At 45.0% G+C, this 17,666-nt stretch carries 20 protein-coding genes; 4 read left to right on the forward strand and 16 right to left on the reverse strand.

Translation table 11 applies throughout. From position 1 onward, the window contains the following. The first annotated feature begins 238 nt into the window (after nt 1–238). A complete protein-coding gene (locus tag DVG79_RS09440; protein ID WP_114596477.1) occupies nt 239–619 on the forward strand; it encodes a truncated hemoglobin in 381 nt (126 codons plus the stop codon). 59 nt (nt 620–678) lie between these two features. Beyond that, nucleotides 679–1,020: a hypothetical protein gene (locus DVG79_RS09445; RefSeq protein WP_014969716.1), complete on the forward strand. Its 342-nt coding sequence runs from the start codon at nt 679–681 to the stop codon at nt 1,018–1,020. 101 nt (nt 1,021–1,121) lie between these two features. Here the strand turns inward: DVG79_RS09445 and DVG79_RS09450 are convergent, their stop codons facing one another. From DVG79_RS09450 to DVG79_RS09510, 14 genes are all read right to left on the reverse strand, one after another. Then, nucleotides 1,122–1,559 (reverse strand): hypothetical protein, encoded by a 438-nt coding sequence (locus DVG79_RS09450; RefSeq protein WP_233494567.1) that lies wholly within the window; start codon nt 1,557–1,559, stop codon nt 1,122–1,124. 76 nt (nt 1,560–1,635) lie between these two features. Further along, nucleotides 1,636–2,121, reverse strand: coding sequence for a competence protein ComK (locus DVG79_RS09455; RefSeq protein WP_012369630.1), 486 nt, complete (start codon nt 2,119–2,121; stop codon nt 1,636–1,638). Between the two features lie 119 nt (nt 2,122–2,240). After that, nucleotides 2,241–3,614 (reverse strand): HAMP domain-containing sensor histidine kinase, encoded by a 1,374-nt coding sequence (locus DVG79_RS09460; RefSeq protein ID WP_114596479.1) that lies wholly within the window; start codon nt 3,612–3,614, stop codon nt 2,241–2,243. After that, entirely contained in the window at nt 3,611–4,276 is a 666-nt protein-coding gene (locus tag DVG79_RS09465) for a response regulator transcription factor (RefSeq protein WP_114596480.1), read from the reverse strand. Before DVG79_RS09465 ends, DVG79_RS09460 begins: the two co-directional genes overlap by 4 nt. A 125-nt stretch (nt 4,277–4,401) precedes the next feature. After that, complete coding sequence (locus DVG79_RS16190) at nt 4,402–4,557, reverse strand: hypothetical protein (RefSeq protein ID WP_167498376.1); 156 nt, start codon at nt 4,555–4,557, stop codon at nt 4,402–4,404. Between the two features lie 97 nt (nt 4,558–4,654). Continuing rightward, nucleotides 4,655–5,089: a methylglyoxal synthase gene (locus DVG79_RS09470; RefSeq protein ID WP_114596481.1), complete on the reverse strand. Its 435-nt coding sequence runs from the start codon at nt 5,087–5,089 to the stop codon at nt 4,655–4,657. 76 nt (nt 5,090–5,165) lie between these two features. Beyond that, nucleotides 5,166–6,710: a fatty acid--CoA ligase family protein gene (locus DVG79_RS09475; protein WP_114596581.1), complete on the reverse strand. Its 1,545-nt coding sequence runs from the start codon at nt 6,708–6,710 to the stop codon at nt 5,166–5,168. 125 nt (nt 6,711–6,835) lie between these two features. Beyond that, complete coding sequence (locus DVG79_RS09480) at nt 6,836–7,723, reverse strand: SDR family oxidoreductase (RefSeq protein ID WP_114596482.1); 888 nt, start codon at nt 7,721–7,723, stop codon at nt 6,836–6,838. A 51-nt stretch (nt 7,724–7,774) separates the two neighbouring features. Beyond that, on the reverse strand, nt 7,775–8,764 hold the full coding sequence (gene lplA, locus DVG79_RS09485) for a lipoate--protein ligase (RefSeq protein ID WP_114596483.1): 990 nt from the start codon (nt 8,762–8,764) through the stop codon (nt 7,775–7,777). 30 nt (nt 8,765–8,794) lie between these two features. Then, on the reverse strand, nt 8,795–9,478 hold the full coding sequence (locus DVG79_RS09490; protein ID WP_114596484.1) for a DsbA family oxidoreductase: 684 nt from the start codon (nt 9,476–9,478) through the stop codon (nt 8,795–8,797). Between the two features lie 137 nt (nt 9,479–9,615). Next, on the reverse strand, nt 9,616–11,271 hold the full coding sequence (locus tag DVG79_RS09495; RefSeq protein ID WP_114596485.1) for a glycerol-3-phosphate dehydrogenase/oxidase: 1,656 nt from the start codon (nt 11,269–11,271) through the stop codon (nt 9,616–9,618). 133 nt (nt 11,272–11,404) lie between these two features. Continuing rightward, nucleotides 11,405–12,895, reverse strand: coding sequence for a glycerol kinase GlpK (gene glpK / locus DVG79_RS09500; RefSeq protein WP_114596486.1), 1,491 nt, complete (start codon nt 12,893–12,895; stop codon nt 11,405–11,407). 34 nt (nt 12,896–12,929) lie between these two features. Then, complete coding sequence (locus DVG79_RS09505; RefSeq protein WP_114596487.1) at nt 12,930–13,754, reverse strand: MIP/aquaporin family protein; 825 nt, start codon at nt 13,752–13,754, stop codon at nt 12,930–12,932. Between the two features lie 190 nt (nt 13,755–13,944). Then, entirely contained in the window at nt 13,945–14,508 is a 564-nt protein-coding gene (locus DVG79_RS09510; protein ID WP_026833733.1) for a glycerol-3-phosphate responsive antiterminator, read from the reverse strand. Nucleotides 14,509–14,682: 174 nt separating this feature from the next. On the opposite strand from DVG79_RS09510, the gene DVG79_RS09515 reads away from it, so the two are divergent. After that, nucleotides 14,683–15,309 carry a YczE/YyaS/YitT family protein gene (locus DVG79_RS09515; protein ID WP_114596488.1) on the forward strand — a complete coding sequence of 209 codons (627 nt, stop codon included), beginning with the start codon at nt 14,683–14,685 and terminating at the stop codon, nt 15,307–15,309. Nucleotides 15,310–15,366: 57 nt separating this feature from the next. Here DVG79_RS09515 and DVG79_RS09520 read toward each other — a convergent pair whose 3' ends face one another. Further along, a complete protein-coding gene (locus DVG79_RS09520) occupies nt 15,367–16,110 on the reverse strand; it encodes an ABC transporter permease (protein ID WP_114596489.1) in 744 nt (247 codons plus the stop codon). After that, complete coding sequence (locus DVG79_RS09525) at nt 16,088–17,005, reverse strand: ABC transporter ATP-binding protein (protein WP_114596490.1); 918 nt, start codon at nt 17,003–17,005, stop codon at nt 16,088–16,090. The genes DVG79_RS09520 and DVG79_RS09525 overlap by 23 nt, the downstream gene beginning before the upstream one ends. 148 nt (nt 17,006–17,153) lie before the next feature. Here DVG79_RS09525 and DVG79_RS09530 point away from each other — a divergent pair, with 148 nt between their 5' ends. Further along, nucleotides 17,154–17,639 (forward strand): GNAT family N-acetyltransferase, encoded by a 486-nt coding sequence (locus DVG79_RS09530; RefSeq protein ID WP_114596491.1) that lies wholly within the window; start codon nt 17,154–17,156, stop codon nt 17,637–17,639. Nucleotides 17,640–17,666 lie beyond the last annotated feature (27 nt).

The raw sequence follows: 17,666 nt of genomic DNA on the forward strand, positions 1-17,666 counted from the left end.
TATGAGATGAATATTGAAAACAACAAGCGCGCTCATCTATAAGGATGATTATATGTACTATTATCTCACAAATACGAACAAACGTCCGTTTTTTAATTCCGATAACTTGTTTTCTTTTTCGTCCTCTTCCCTGTCCATTTTAGATCATTTGTCGATCGGTTTGTGTGGAGTTGCAAAAAGCGGGTAAAGATTGAGATAATGATTGTCTTCATCAGCTGGAACAGAAAGAGGGACAAGCATGCTATACGAAGACCTTGGTCAAAAAGACGCACTCGAACAGCTTGTCACACGATTCTATAATCGTGTGTATACAGATGATGTTCTCCGTCCGTTATTCCCGCCGGACCGCCAACGTGTCGAACAAGCGCAAATCCGATTTTTGATTCAACTCACAGGTGGTCCAAAACAATACGATGGGCAGGATGAACGGATGAATCTGGCGATGATCCATCGCCTTTTGCCCATCAAAGAAGTACACGCTGTGCGATGGATTGAATTGATGACGCTGACCATTGAAGAGACCATCGAGGACACAGAGGCAGCGACGCGTTTAATTGAACGCTTACGAATCGGTGCCTTCAATGTGCTACGCATTTGTGATGCCCATCAGAACGGATGAGGGATTTTTCTTTCTCATCGGTACGTTTCAATGTAAAATAAGAACTGGAGGCGATAACTATGACTGAAGAACAAGATAAAAAGAGTGAATTGGTAAAAAGCGCACTCGAACAGGCTGAAGCAGCTAAAACGACAGAAGAACCTGTTGAAGAAGAAAAGTCAGATGAACAAAAACGTTTAGAACATATTCGGGCACTTGTGACGCTTGAACGTGGCTCTGATTATTACCGGGTTGTCTTCTACGATGATCATAAACATTTGATTTTCAAAGAACTCGATTACGATCGAGTCGAATTCGTCGGCCGATTCTACAATGACAGTTTTGATCCAACCAATCAAAAAGAACTAGAAGAAATTTCTGAGAAGGCTCTTGCGACATCGATTCGTAAACGTTTTTTATAAGAAACTGCAGTCTTCCTCACATAAAAGCCGTGCTACCCTCATTCATTCATGGGGAGAGCACGGCTTTTACTATATCCAGACGATTCGTCATCTTCTTTAAATTATAGCTGTTCTTTTGTATTTCGTTTTTTCCGGCGCATAACGTACGCCAATACTCCACCGGCAACTGCCAATCCTGTTGCCGCCAGTACAGGGAAAAGTACTTTTTTCGACGTCAGTTTTTGTTTCACTTGCTCCAAGCGAGATTCCGTAACCTCTTTCTGAGCAACAGATGCACGACGGTTGATGGTCATGTGTTTTGCAGCATCCGTTACGACGATTCGTTTCGTCACCCAACGCCGATCGCCTGACTCGTCGACGACAAGTTGACGGGCACGCTTGACACCTTTGACTCGTTTACCCGGCGTATTTTCCGGTCGAACGATACGTGAACTGATAAAACGACGTCCGCCGTTCACACCAAATCCAGGTTGTAATTTTCTTCTGTTTAACCATTCATATGATTCATTCATCGTGTAGCGGTCTTTCGACCGCTTCACCTCCCTTTAATTCTCTCTCTCGCACTTTACTGTCTATTCGCTGTATTAAGTAGTGATTCCTGTTAGATTGTTCCACTTATCGCGCTTTATTAAACGTCATCGGCCGTTCTTCTTGAAATCTCCGTTGCATTTCGTAAGCCAATTCCAGTGTTTTGATCCGTTGCCGTTCGATGCTGTAAGCCGAAGCATCCGTATCAATCCGTTGTCCTGTTTGAAATTCCACTTGAACGGTATTCCCTTTTTTTTGAACAGTTTTCATCTGCTTAAAATTAATCCAAATACATTCCGCCTTCTCCTTCGCAGTCGTCGGGAAGAAAATCGTTTGCGCCTTCCAATCAATTAAGACCGGTGTCTTTCGATTCGGTCCCAGGATATGCCGAGCCGCTTCAATTCTTCCGCGCATCGACGAACCAAAATACAAACAAGATTCTTCAATTAATTTGATTGGATGACCTTCTAAGACAACTTCTGACTGTTCTTGAATAAGTAAGGTTTGCGGTTCACCGTATGGACCATATTTCGGTACAAGGGCTAATGTTTCTTCCGTAATTTTATGTCGCATCCTGATTTCTCCCTTCCTGTATTAGTATGGTTATATCAAATTCAACACGACTTCGTCTGAAGGAACTCGTTATTTCCCAAAATAAAAAACGAGATATGGCTATCTCGTTTTTTAAGATTTTATTTTTTTCCGGCTGTTTCTTCGTCAAAATGCCTTGGAAAATTAAATTTCACGCAAACTTTATTTTCTTCATTTCCCGCAGTCAGATTATCAATCGTCACTTCTCCTTCGTGCCGTTCGACAATCCGCTTAACGATGTATAATCCAAGACCAAACTTGCCTTCTTTTCCACGCGAAAATTGATGGAACAGCGGAGAGGACGTTTCTAACGGCGGACCGTCGTTCAGGATTTCGACTGTCGCAGACTGCCTTGTGCCGGACAGACGAATCTCAATCGTGGACTCCGCATAACGAATCGCATTATCCAATACATTTTCCAGCGCCACACGCAATTGTTCCCCTTCGCCTAACACGATGCCCGCTTCGCCGGAGATTTTCCACGTCAATGCTTTTGTGCCGACAAACCGTTTTTGAAGCAAGTGAACCATCCGGTCCAAGTCCACATGATCCCATGTTGAACGATCCAGTTCAAAATAATCAAGTTTCGTTACATATAACAAAGCTGCGACTTTTTTCTCCAATCGTTCCGCTTCTTCTTCGATGACGGAAACAGAACCTGTCAAATCACCGTCCGGATAAATTCCGTCCGAAATTGACTGGGCATAACTGCGAATGACCATGATCGGTGTTTTTAAATCATGTGAGATATTTTGAAGCAAGGATTTTTGAGCTTTGTCCTGTTTTTCCAAGTCCATTCGCATCGCATCGACTGACCGGGCCAATCGCCCGATTTCATCGCCACGGTCCAAAGGTAGAGGTGTATCCCACTTCTGAGCTGCAATCTTACCGACCGCCCGCTCAATCTCGATTAAGGGATGGGTCAGTCGTCTGGCTAGCCAAAAGGCAATGAATAAGGTCAGGATACTGACGATTGCGACAACCCAACCGATTTTCGAAAATAACTGAGTGATCAGTTCCTGTCGATAGGCATCCCAGACATATGAAACACGGTAATAGGTTTCCCCTTTAATCTCCATCTTTAAGATACTGTAGTAGACATCTTCCTTATCGAGACGGGTCGTATATTTTTGCATCTCTTTTTCTTGATCGATGGCATCCCGATACATTTGATTGACCAACTGTTGCGGTGCTCCGCCATAGTACAACTTTCCATTTTTCGATAACAATAAGACGTTGACCGAGCGCGACTCCTGTTTCCGCCGGTCAAATTCAATCGGATTGTCTTGTAACATCTCGATGACAGAGGCATCTTCCGAAAAAAAGACTTCACTGTTTTCGAGTGTCGCATAGACTTGCTCATCGATGAAGTTACCAATCGATGATCGCATGACGACTAATATGACAATGGAGAGTGTTGCAATGACCAACAGGAACATCGCCCAGATTTGAAAACCCAGACTCCGATTTTTCATGCAGCCACCAGACGGTATCCGATCCCGTAAATCGTTTCAAGTTCTAGTTTGGAAAGTTTTTTTCGTACACGGCGTACGAGGTCATCGACGACACGGTCTGAACCAAAATAATCGTCGCCCCATACGCTTACTAAAATTTGTTCCCGGGACATCGGTGTTCCGATTTGCGTGGCAAACAGAATCAGTAAATCATATTCTTTTGAGGTCAAATCAATCTCTTGACCATTCTCTTCGATAACTCGTTTTTCCGGATAAATCGTATAGTCACCATACCGGATGAGACCGGTTTTAGGTGTCGCATACGCACGTGCTAAAATTTTCTTTACACGAATGACCAGTTCACGCGGTAAAAACGGTTTAGCGATGTAATCGTCCGATCCCATCTCCAGTCCAATGATTTTATCAATGTCTTCATCCCGGGCCGAAATGAAGATGACCGGCGTCGTTTCGTCATGTGCTTTAATCCGTTTGATCAACTGAAAACCGTCCAAGTCCGGCAACATGATGTCAAGGATCCACAAATCAGGTTTTTCAATGATGGCAGATGCCGCCGCTTCCCCTGATGTAAACGATTTTACTTGCCAACCTTCCTGTTCCAAATACTTGACCAAGACGCGGTTCAAGTTCACTTCATCGTCAACTAAATAAATCGTATGCATCATCATCACTCCTGCTTAAGTTCTTTTTTTCAGTGTAACAAAGGATTTCCGCAGAATTATGGGAGAATCTAAAATTATACAAAAAAACGCTCTTTTCTGAAGAAAAGAGCGGCGTTCAGTCCAACTAATTATTTTACAAGGCGCAACGACGGATATGTCGCGCGTTCTGCGTGTGTTTTGGTATTTGCCGATACATGACGACGTTCCGTTTTCACTACATGAGTCAGGAACGTGGCACCGCCGCCTAGTAAGACGGTTACACCAGCCATTAAAATAATTTCCATTGTTTTCGCCACCCTTTTCTATCGCAATTGATAATCAGTATCATCCTCAAGATGACTATATCATGCTTGATAGAAAATGAGAAGCATTCTCAGAGAATTAATCGGTTAAAAATTTTCGTTGTTCTTCTTCATGACGTTTCCGAATGATTTCACGCCATTTAAACTCGCCCTGTTCCAATCCGTTAATCAAGATCTCGGCGGTTCCGACGTTTGTCGCAAGCGGTAAATCATAGACGTCACATAATCGAATTAAAGCCGACACGTCCGGCTCATGGGGCTGTGCTGTCAGTGGATCACGCAGAAAAATGACAATATCAATTTCTCCCCGGGCGACCATCGCACCGATTTCCTGATCTCCTCCGAGCGGTCCCGACTTACAGCGGTGGACCGTCAGTCCTGTCGCCTCCATGATGCGTTGCCCTGTCGTACCCGTGGCATATAACGTATTTTTGGCAAAGTAAGCTTCATACGCTCGTGTAAACATCATCATCTCGTCTTTTTTCTCATCATGTGCAATTAAAGCAATATTCATTTTCTCTCCCCCCTCCTTACCTATATGCACACAAAAAGAACTTCAGAAACCTGAAGTTCTTTTTTCTATATTAAAATCATGAACCAGTTGGTTGTTTTTTCAAGACGGTCCGTAAAATCTTACCTGTTGTATTTCGTGGCAATTGTTCAATGAATTCAATTCGTGTCGGACACTTATACTTCGCAAGTGAGATGGCACAGAAGTCCAGGACTTCCGCTTCCGCCAACGGTTCACGCACGACCACAAATGCTTTTACCGCTTCGCCCATTTCTTCGTCGGGTACACCGATGACGGCGGCTTCGACAATCGATGGATGTTGATATAAGATTTCCTCGACTTCACGCGGATAGACATTATATCCGCCGACGATAATCATATCTTTTTTTCGGTCGACGATATAAAAGTATCCATCCTCATCTTGTCTTGCCAAGTCGCCGGTGTAGAGCCATCCTTCTTTTAACGTCGCTTGCGTTTCTTCCGGCATTTTGTAGTAACCGGTCATGATGTTCGGACCGCGTACGATTAATTCTCCGACTTGACCGATTGGGACTTCCTGCCCGAGTTCGTCGACGACCCTGTTTTCGACATCGATGATTGAAGGTCCAATCGAGCCCGGCTTTTGTACTCCGTCCAAAGGATTGAAGCAGGTGACGGGAGACGCTTCGGACAGACCGTATCCTTCAAGGATATGACAGTTAAAGGTTTGATCAAAGGATTGAAGCAGCGGTACGGGTAAACTCGCTCCACCTGAAACGAACAAACGGATCGATTCAAACGCATTTGTATATTCCGGATGCGCCTTTACTGTCTGTAACAGGAAGTTATACATCGTCGGCACACCCGCAAAAATCGTCACCTGTTCTTTTTTCGCCAGTTCAAACGTCTCCTGTGGTGAAAAACGTGCAGCAATGACAACCGTTGCCCCGTGTGCCAGTGATGCATTGACGACGACCGTCAAACAAAAGACATGGAACATCGGTAACACAGCGAGTGTTCGGTCCTGTTCCGAGACATGTAAGTATTCCCCGATGGAACGGGCATTGGAAGTCAGGTTTCGATGTGATAACATCGCTCCTTTTGGTTTCCCTGTCGTTCCGCTCGTATACAGGATGACGGCGGTCTCATCGAGTTCATACGTCACTTCCTGAATCGGATGTTCAATCTCCAGCCAACGCTCAAGCGTCGTAAACTGAACATTTCCAAGACGTTCTTCCGGACCAACCTGCCCGTTAAACGGAACGGAGACGACGACAGAAAGATGCGGTAAATGAACCAATCGCTCTTTTGCTGCTTCGACAAGCGGTGCGATTCCTAAAATTCCTTTAACATCCCCGTTCATTAAGATGTAACCGAGTTCATCCGGCGTATAGGTCGGGTTGATTGGGATGGCAACTGCCCCCTGCTTCATAACAGCATAATACCCAATCAAAAAAGCCGGACTGTTTCCAAGTATTAGAGCAACGTGATCCCCTTTTCGAATTCCATGTGACTCGAGTGCTCCGGCGGCCCGGTGAAACTTCTCAACAAATTCACGATAACTGACTGCGACATCTTCAAATACGTAGGCGATGCTGTCCGGACGTTGCCGAGCTGTTTCTTCCACCGAATGAATCAATCCCATCATAACTAGCTTCCCCCTTCGAATGAATAACCGTTCATTTTTAACGCAAAAAAAATCCATACATGACGTGTCCGCCTGTATGGATAGTGTAGCATTTTATGGAAACGTTTTCACGTTCTTTCTTTTTAACCGTTGACGATGACGCCGCCGTTTAGATGCAGGACCTGCCCCGTCATATAACTTGAATCGTTACAAGCTAAGAAGACGTAAGCCGAAGCCATTTCTGCCGGTTGTCCCGGACGATCCATCGGTGTATTTTTACCAAACGTTTTTACAGATTCATCCGGGAACGTATCTGTAATCAATGGTGTCCAAATCGGGCCGGGTGCAACCGCATTGACACGGATTCCCTGTTTCGCAAGGTTCATCGACAGACTGCGTGTAAAGCTGACGATAGCACCTTTCGTTGATGAATAATCAATCAACAGCGGATTTCCTTCGTACGCCGTCGAAGACGTCGTATTGATGATGGCTGAGCCGAGCGTCAAGTGAGGTAAGGCCGCGCGTGCTAGACGCATCATTCCGAAAATATTTGTTTTGAATGTTTTTTCCATCGATTCATCTGTGATGTCGAGTAATGAATCTTCCGGCTTTTGCATACTCGCATTGTTGACGACGATATCAAGACGACCAAAACGGTCGATGGTTTTTTTGACGAGTTCTTCACAATACGCACCGTCTCCAATATCCCCTTGCGAAAGTAACACTTCGCCACCGAGTTCTTCGAGACGGGCTTTTGTTTCTTCAGCACCTTCTTGATCACCATAAAACGCAATGACGATTTTAGCTCCTTCTAATGTATAGGCAATCGAAATCGCACGTCCGATACCTGAATTACCACCCGTTACGATTGCAACTTTGCCTTTTAATTTCCCGGCAGCACGGTAATCGTCCCGTTCGTAATATGGTAACGGTTGTTGATCTTCTGTTTTTGGTAAGCCTTCAGAAACTTTTTCAAAATTAATGAAGTCGTTTAATGTACCCTCTAAAAAGTTATCTTTATTGTAGCCCATGAAAAAAGCTCCCCCTATGCAAGTTGATAGAGAGAGTTTTCCCAAAAAAGCTTATGCTAAAACGTCAAGCACTTCGTCCAGCTCAACGGCACCAAAATATTTCTTTAATTCATACTGACTCAATACTTCGCGTAACGAAGACCGGTCATACCGTTTTCCTTCGAGTGCCCGAGCAATTTCCCCGGCATCCTCGACTCCGAAGAAATCACCGTAAATTTTCGCTTCTTCGATGACTCCCTTTTTCACATTCAAACGGAAATCGATCGTTCCGATCGGGAAACGTTTTTTATGAATCACATCAAACTTCGGTGATTTACCGAAATTCCAATCCCAATTCCCGTATCGTTCTGCTGAAATCGCATGGACTTTTGACCAGTCTTCGTCCGTTAAGACATAACGTTCCATCTCTTTTCCTTCATAAATGGATTCTAGGAGATGTTCGACGAATTCATCCATCGTCAACGGCTCTGTCAAAAATTCAGAAATGTTCGCGACCCGGCTGCGGACCGATTTAATTCCTTTTGAACGCATTTTTTCTTCACTGACGACCAACGCATTGACGACTTCCTCAATGTTTGAATCAAGCATCAATGTACCGTGGCTGAACATCCGGCCTTTTGTCGTAAACTGCGCGTTTCCGCTGATTTTCCGGGTTCCAACATGAATGTCATTACGACCGGACAGCTCTGCTTCGACACCCAATTTGTGCAGTGCTTTTACGACCGGCTCCGTGAATTTTTTATAGTTGTTGAACGAATCTCCATCATCTTTCGTCAGGAAACTGAAGTTCAGGTTGCCGAGATCGTGGTAAACGGCACCGCCGCCTGATAAGCGACGGACAACATGAATGCCGTTTTCTTCAACGTATTTCAAGTTGACTTCCTCGTTCGTGTTTTGGTTTTTACCGACGATGATCGACGGACCGTTGATGTAGAACAGGAAATAATCTTCTTCGCTGACATTTAAATTGTTCAAAATAAAGTCCTCGACAGCAAGATTGATCCGTGCATCGTGAATATCTGGATGGAAAATGAATTTCATAAGTTTCGTGTACTCCTTTGACAATCAAATTTAGTTACAGCCGTCAACTCCACAGGCATCACCTTCAGCGACAATCTCTACTTTTTGTTCTTGTTGCACCCGGTCCAATACTTGGCTGAATGCTTCAACAGGTTGCGCTCCGGAAATGGCATACTTCCGGTCAAATACAAAAAACGGGACACCGGTCACACCGAGTTCACGAGCCATATCTTCTTCCTGACGCACTTCATCGGAAGACTCGTCAGATGCGAGGAAGGTTTTTACCGTTGTTGGATCGAGTCCGACAGCAGTCGCGATTCGCATCAAAATCGAATCGTCGTTTAAGTTCTCCCCGTTCATGAAATAAGCTTGGAATAACTCTTCTGATACTTCATCCATCTTATCATGCTTTTTCGCAAGTTGAGTCAGACGGTGAGCCTTAAATGTGTTTGCCGGAACAACGCGGTCCATCTCATAGAACAGACCATCAGTTTTCGCCGCATCGACGACACCTTGCGACATTGATCGAGCTTGATCAACTGATGTCCCGTACTTTGATGCTAAAATTTCGTACAATCCCATCGTTGGTGTTTCCGGTGCTGACGGATCAAGTTCAAAACTTTTAAATTCCACTTCAACGTTTGTTGCTCCATTCTCCTGAATCGCTTTTTCCAAACGTTTCTTACCGATATAACAAAATGGGCAGGCATAATCTGACCAGACTTCAACTTTCATCGTGTTCCCTCTCCTTCATGTAGTTATCATGTACATTTAGCATAATCGCCCGGGCGTTCGCTTGCAATGAATCTGATTTCATAGGACAGTAAAAAACTCCTTCGCGAAAAGCAAAGGAGTTTTTGTCGAACAAGTATTTATTCTGTGACGAGTGCGTGAGCCGCGTCCTCAATTTCGATTTCAAGTTCTTTTGTATATTCTGCTGTTTGTGCAGCTGTCCAGTTCAAGTGACGGGCCATCTCTTTGATGACTGCTTCTTTATGCTGGCGTGCCCAAGAAATATCGAAGAAGACGGCGCCGGTCCGACGGATGAAGAAGTCGATTGGACGTGCCACCATTTCGTGGTTGATTCCGTAATGAAGCTGCGCATAGACATCACGCGGTAATTCTGTTTCCGCCGCATCATACTCTGCCGCATATTCAAGAACGACCGGTATGTTCGAACCGTATCGTTTCGCAAGGAATAACACTTCTTCTGATGTTAATCCGTTTGCTGGTGCTTGTGATTTCAAGAACTTCGCGTACCCGGCTGCTCCTCCTACATGGCCACCTGAAATCGGCATGTTTTTTGTCGCACATCGTGCATAGGCACGGTTTGTTTCTTGTTTTAATAATTTGGCGACAAGATCAACGACGTGCTCACCCATTTTACGGTAGCCTGTCAGTTTTCCGCCGGCAATCGTAATCAAACCGGATTCAGACTGCCATACTTCGTCTTTCCGCGAAATTTCAGACGGGTCTTTTCCTTGTTCATAAATCAATGGACGAACACCAGCCCAGCTTGATTCCACATCTTCGGCTGTCACTTTCACTTCAGGGAACATGTAATGAATTGCATCGAGAACATATTCCTGGTCTTCGACTGTAAATTTCGGATGTGATGTGTCTTTGTCAAAGAACGTATCCGTTGTTCCGACATACGCTTTTCCGTCACGTGGAATGGCAAAAATCATCCGGCCATCCGGTGTATCGAAATAGACGGCTTGTTTCAGCGGGAATTTTGACTGGTCGATGACGACGTGAACCCCTTTTGTCAAACGGAGTTGTTTGCCGACTTTCGAACCGTCTTTTTCACGCAATTCATCGACCCAAGGGCCGGTTGCATTAACGACTTTTTTCGCACGAATTTCATGTACGTCTCCTGTCGCAAGATCCGTCACACGCATTCCGACGACTTTTCCGTTTTCATACAGAATTTCTTCCGCTTTCGTGTAGTTGACGACACGTGCTCCGTGAGCAACCGCTTCTTTCATGACTTCGATCGTTAAACGGGCGTCATCTGTCCGGTACTCGACGTAGTAACCGCCGCCTTTTAGACCGTCTTGTTTTACAAGCGGTTCTTTTGCCAATGTTTCTTTGGCTGACAACATTGAACGCCATTCTGAACGTTTAACGCCTGCCAGGAAATCATAAACACGTAATCCGATTGACGTACTGAACGGTCCGAATGTACCGCCTTTATGCATCGGTAACAACATCCATTCCGGTGTCGTAACGTGTGGTCCGTTTTCATACACGATTGCCCGTTCTTTCCCGACTTCGGCAACCATTTGGATTTCGAATTGTTTCAAATAACGTAAACCACCATGTACCAATTTCGTTGAACGACTTGACGTTCCCGCTGCAAAGTCTTGCATCTCAACGAGTCCAATCTTCATGCCACGTGACGCGGCATCGAGAGCGATCCCGGCTCCCGTGATTCCTCCACCTACGACAAGTAGATCAAGTTCTTCACGCGTTAATCGATTGTAGACCTCTGCACGGTTTTTGCTTGAAAATTGTTGGTTTGCCATGAATAGTTCCTCCTGTATAGGTTCGAAAAAAAAGAGACCACAACAAACAGACTGACGGTGTCAACTGTTGCTGTGGTCTCTCCATATTCTCCGACCGGTTTATTAACTTGTACCTAATATAACATATGTCACATCATTTAAACAACATCGCCGCTTGAACAGCTTTTTTCCATCCGGCGTAAAGATCTTCGCTCTCTGCTTCCGCCATATTCATCTCAAAGCGACGATCCATCTTCCAGTGCGCCGAAATCTGTTCTTGATTCTCAAAGAATCCGACAGCCAGTCCTGCAAGATATGCCGCCCCAAGAGCCGTCGTTTCATTGATTTCCGGACGCTCGACCGGTGCTTGAATGATATCACTCTGGAATTGCATGAGGAAATCATTTTTAACGGCCCCGCCGTCGACACGTAAGGCAGACATTTCGATTCCGGAATCCTGTTCCATCGCCGTCAAGACATCACGCGTCTGATACGCGAGTGACTCAAGTGTCGCCCGGATGAAGTGCTCTTTTTCCGTTCCACGCGTCAGACCGAAGACTGCACCACGGACATCGCTGTCCCAGTAAGGTGTCCCGAGACCAACGAAGGCAGGAACGACGTAAACACCGTCTGAAGACGTCACACGCGTCGCGTAAGCTTCCGTTTCCTTCGCATCGTTAATCAGGCGAAGACCATCCCGTAACCATTGAATCGCTGAACCGGCCACAAAAATACTGCCTTCGAGCGCATACTGGACTTTTCCGTCGATTCCCCAGGCAATGGTCGTCAAGAGACCATGTTCCGATGTCACAGCTTTGTCGCCTGTGTTCAGTAACATAAAACAGCCCGTTCCGTATGTGTTTTTCGCCATTCCTTTTTCAAAACAAGCCTGACCGAATAAAGCAGCCTGCTGATCTCCGGCAGCTCCGGCAATCGGAACCGATTCACCGAAGAAATGATAGCCAGCTGTATGGGCATAAACTTCAGAAGACGGACGGACTTCAGGAAGCATCGCTTTTGGGACATCGAGAAGCTGAAGTAATTCGTCATCCCATTTCAGTTCATGGATGTTATACATCAACGTCCGGCTGGCATTGGAATAATCCGTGACATGGGCTTTACCGCCTGACAACTTCCAAATCAGCCATGTATCAATTGTTCCAAACAACAGTTCACCACGTTCTGCCCGTTCCCGTGAACCTTCTACATGATCAAGAATCCACTTTACCTTTGTTCCGGAGAAATAGGCATCAATCAATAAACCTGTTTTTGCACGGAATAGTTCGGCATGACCGGCACTCCGCAACTCTTCACAAATCTCAGCTGTTTGTCTCGATTGCCAGACAACTGCATTATGAATCGGTTTTCCAGTCTCTTTCTCCCAGACGACTGCTGTTTCCCGTTGGTTCGTGATACCGATCCCGGCGATTTGTGTCGCCTTAACGTTAGCTTCCGTTAAACAGGTTGCAACAACTGCAAGGACACTCCCCCAAATTTCATTAGCATTGTGTTCAACCCAACCCGGTTTTGGAAAGTACTGCGTAAACTCACGTTGTGCGGAATGAACGATTTCTCCAGAACGGTTGAATAAAATCGCCCGTGTACTCGTTGTTCCTTGATCTAATGACAAAATGTAGTTCTCCATCTCTTCCCCATCCTTTGTATCTAGTAAGTTAAGCTCAAGCTGACTTCGACTTCACTGACGTTGATTTATTCGGACGAACACCGAATTTATAGCATAAACCTAATATGATGATTGTCACAAGTCCGACAATCACAAATGCCGGTGTATCTTTCCCGGAGAAGACAGATCGGTAAAACAATCCACCGAGACTTCCACCAAGAACCGGACCAAGTACCGGAATCCAGGCATAACCCCAGTCAGAAGAACCTTTTCCTGCAATTGGTAAAATGAAATGTGCAATCCGCGGACCTAAATCACGTGCCGGATTCATTGCGTATCCCGTCGTCCCCCCAAATGACATTCCGAGACCGACAATCAAGACACCGACAACTAGTGGATTCAGACCGTCTGAAAACGTATTGGCTCCAATCGATAAAATTCCAATGACGAGCAAAAATGTCGCAATCAATTCACTCATGACGTTCGCAAATGTGTGTGGAATCGCAGGTGATGTCGCGAAAACACCCAGTTTTGCCGCCGGGTCTTTCGTTTCTGCCCAGTGTGGTAAGTAATGAACGAATACGATACTCGCTCCGGCAATTCCGCCTAATATTTGTGCCACGATGTATCCCGGAACGTCTGCCCAGGAAAAAGATCCGTCAAAAGCAAGACCAAGTGTTACGGCCGGATTCAAGTGGGCACCACTGAATTGACCCACCGCATAGGCAGAGAGCGCCACTCCAAACCCCCAGGCTAACGTAATGACGATCCAGCCGGCGTCTTTTGCGTAGGATTTGGTTAATGTGACACCTGCTCCGACACCGTTCCCGAATGCTACGAGAAGCGCTGTTCCTAAAAATTCTGCTAGTACCGGTGACATATGTGTTTCCCCCTTTGTATGTGAAAAAAGCAACAAAAAAAGAGATTCGCGCCTCGGCTTTTTGAATGTTCTCAAAAAGCGTGAAAGCGTGAATCTCCGATTTCTCCGTCACTTCGTATCAACTTGTTTTCACTATAACAATCGATGAAAACGCTGTCAAACGATTTACGTGATCTTTATCATAGCGTTTTCATTTGTTTGGTTCAAAGTATTTCCATAACTCTTTATTGGATGTCGTAATACTCGATGCTCCAGCCGCGATTGCCTGTTCTACTTCCTCAACGGTATCAATCAATCCACCCGCGAATACCAGTTTGCCGGTTTTTCGTTTGACCTCTTCGATATACTTCGGCATCAATCCCGGTAATACTTCGATATAATCAGGTTGCGTCCGCTCCATAAGATGATAACTTTTTTCAAGTGAACTCGAATCAAGTAAAAACATCCGTTGCATCGTCTTGACCTTTTTTTGACGGGCTTTTAAGATGACGCTCGCTTTTGTCGAAATGACCCCATACGGCTTTAATTCCTGGCAGACATATTCGGTCGCAAATTCATCGTTTTTTAATCCTTGGACTAAATCCATATGCAAAAACATTTTTTTATCATACCGGTGTGCCAATTCATAGACGGCCTTTAAACGCGAGACATGCATCTCGAGTAGTACACCGTACTCATAAGGACTTTTCAACATTTTTTCAAAGTCTTCCAACTTTCTGACAGACGGTAGAATCTTTTGACCAAAGTACGTCATATAGCGTCCTCATTTCTTTGATTTGTTCTTAGTATGTCGTCTCCGCAATGTTTTCCGCAATCCTCTTTTTATGAAAACAAATGAAAAGAACGATTAAATTAGGGTATAGCTTAACGATACTGATTTGAAATGGAGGTGAGAAGCATAGGGAGAAGCTTTTCCCCTGTGCCTCGCATGAGTCAACAAAAAAGAATCATCATTTATTTATTTTCCATCCTTATCAACGCCCTCGGCAACAGCTTCATGGTCACGGCCGCTATCGGGAGCGCCCCGTGGACATCTGCCAGTGAAGCGTTAGCCCGAATTTCGCCGTTGACCGTCGGACTCGCCATCGTCGTCCTGCATATTTTTGCGCTGATCAGTGCTTTACTCCTGGGCAGCCGTTTCAGTTGGTGGACGATTTTACTTAGTTTTTCCCTTGTCGTCCTGTTCGGGACAGCGATTGATTTCTTTTTATCGATTCACCAGCTCCTCTATACACCGGTCGCCTTGTGGGCGCGTATTTTGTATATGATCATCGGGATGCCGCTGATTTCGCTGGGACTTGCCCTGTATCTGCAAATCGGTTTCGTCCTGATGCCGCCCGATTACTTGATGAAGTCGTTGATCAGCCGATTCAATAGTACTTCGATTGGTGCAACGGTCAGCTTGGCAATTCCTTTTTTGATTGCCAGCATCTTGTCGTTCGTCGAACACGAATTGATCGGGATCGGTGTCGGAACGTTCGTCTTTCTGGTGTTAAATGGTCCCCTGATTGAATTTTTCCAAAAGACATTTCCAATCACCCGTCGTGTTACCTGACGAAGAAAATCCTGTCCGCGCTGTGAATGTCACAGTGGAGACAGGATTTTTTTAGATTTAAAGATATGATTTTTTTTGGAAAATCAGGATTGATCCGCCGAATAACACCAAGATGTGCGCCAGAACGAAGATGACAGAAAACGTCAATGTCGTTCCCATCGGTTCTGCCGTTCCGTATGTCAAGGCGCCTTTGAAGTACATCGACCAGTCCAAATGCATCAAAACAATCCATTTCGCGATTTCCGGTTTGAAGGCGAGTAACACATTCCCGACAATCGACGTAAAGAACTGGGCGAGCACGGTAAAGCCGATAATCATTCCGACAGAGCGGAAGACAAGTGAGAAGAATAACGTCATGAAAATTGTAAAAACCGGACTAACGAGCGACAACACTGTATCACGCCACTGGATGCTGTCACCGGCTTCAGAAAAGGCAAACGAAGCAGCATACGTAATGACCGCGATGAAGATGAATTGTCCAAGCATGACTAAAATTGAGAACAACAGTTTTGAAAAATAAATCATCATCCGCGAATATGGACTCATCAATAAGTGTTTCATCGTATCGTAGCGGACTTCATTCCCGACGGTTTCCGCCGTGAAGACAATCGTAATGATACCAAGCAGGCCGAATAAAATCGTCGAAACCAACGTATAATAATCACTGCGGGTCATGTCAAAATCATTCATTTTCGCGATAATGACAAGTCCGACGACGATAACGACGTATAGAGCTAAGACGATTTTTGATTTTTTCATCGTCCACCATTTCATCCATTCATTTTGTATGAGCGAAAGCATGTGAATCCCCCTCTTTTTTCGTAACTTGCAAGAATTGTTCTTCCAGTGTCATCCGTTTCACAATCAGTTCGTGTAAATCGGCAATCGGTACGATCAATCGAGCGATGGCCGGCGTCTCACTTTCAGGTGCCGTGATAATGATGTGGTCGTTCAAGCGTTCTGCCGGATAGTTGGCAATCCGTAACGCTTCAATGACGTCGCGTACATTATTTTCCGGAACACGAATCATGATTTTGGCTCCTGTCTCATTTCGGACAGACTCGACCGATTTGATGACACCTTGGTCGATGATCGCATACCGGTCACTGATTTGTTCCATCTCACCTAACATATGGCTGGAAATCAAAATCGCGATATCCTGCTCGCGTGCCATTGCCCGGAGATATTCGCGCAGTTCGGCAATCCCGGCCGGATCCAGTCCATTCGTCGGTTCATCCAAAATCAAAACCCGCGGATTATGTAACAAGGCCCGGGCAATTCCAAGACGTTGCTTCATCCCGAGTGAATATTCACCGACTTTTTTCGACAGTTTTCCTTCAAGACCGACAAGTTTCGCTAATGCCTCATAATCCACCTGGGTCAGACCAGGAATCAGATTCTTGGCATGAACAAGATTTTGCTTTCCCGTCATGTATGTGTAAAATGCCGGATTTTCGACGATAGCACCGATTTGTGTCAATGCTTTCGAGCGTTCATGGACGACGTCAAAACCGTTGACGGTGACTGTCCCCTCATCCTGTTCCATTAGTCCTGTAATGATTCGGATGGTCGTTGTTTTCCCTGCCCCGTTTGGTCCAAGAAATCCAAATACTTCTCCCGGTGCTACTTCAAAGCTGACATCCTTTAAAATCTGTTCTTTGCCTAAACGTTTTGATACGTGTTCGATTTTCAGCATCTTATTTCCTCCTCTTGCTGTTCTTCTTACTTCAGTGTACGTGATTCAACGTAAAAAAGTTCCTATCCTTACAATTATGTAATCCATTTCCAATTAAAAATCGTATACTAAAAGATATTCACTACTCTCTTTAACTGGAGGAATCCGGATGCCACTTCGATTCGTTCCTGTGACAAAAAAAGATTTTCCAACCATTCAATCCATCTATGCTGAAAACCCGCACTATGTTCAACTGGAAGGTCGATTACTTCCTTTATCAGAACACGAATTAGAAGCAGAATTTTTAAATCCCGATACGATTAGCCTCCTTTGTCTTGACGGGGAAGATATACTTGCCCTCATCGATTATTTACCGGAACACCCAACCGATCACTCCACCTGGATCGGTTTGTTTTTAATACCTGGAAGACTGCACCGGCAGGGTATCGGTTCGATGATTTATCGGATTTTTCACGAACACCATCTACAGGATTGTCCTGTCATTCGTCTAGCCGTCCTACCTGCAAATATATCAGGACATCGCTTTTGGGAACATCTCGGTTTCCGCTTCGAACGATATGGAAAATCCAATCACAATCAACCCGTCGAAGTTTTCATCAAAATGAAATCATCCGATGATCATATGCTAAAATAATGAGAAGAATCCTGTTTATCTCATTAA

This window comes from Exiguobacterium sp. RIT594 (assembly GCF_003339585.1).
Classification (GTDB): Bacteria; Bacillota; Bacilli; order Exiguobacteriales; family Exiguobacteriaceae; genus Exiguobacterium_A.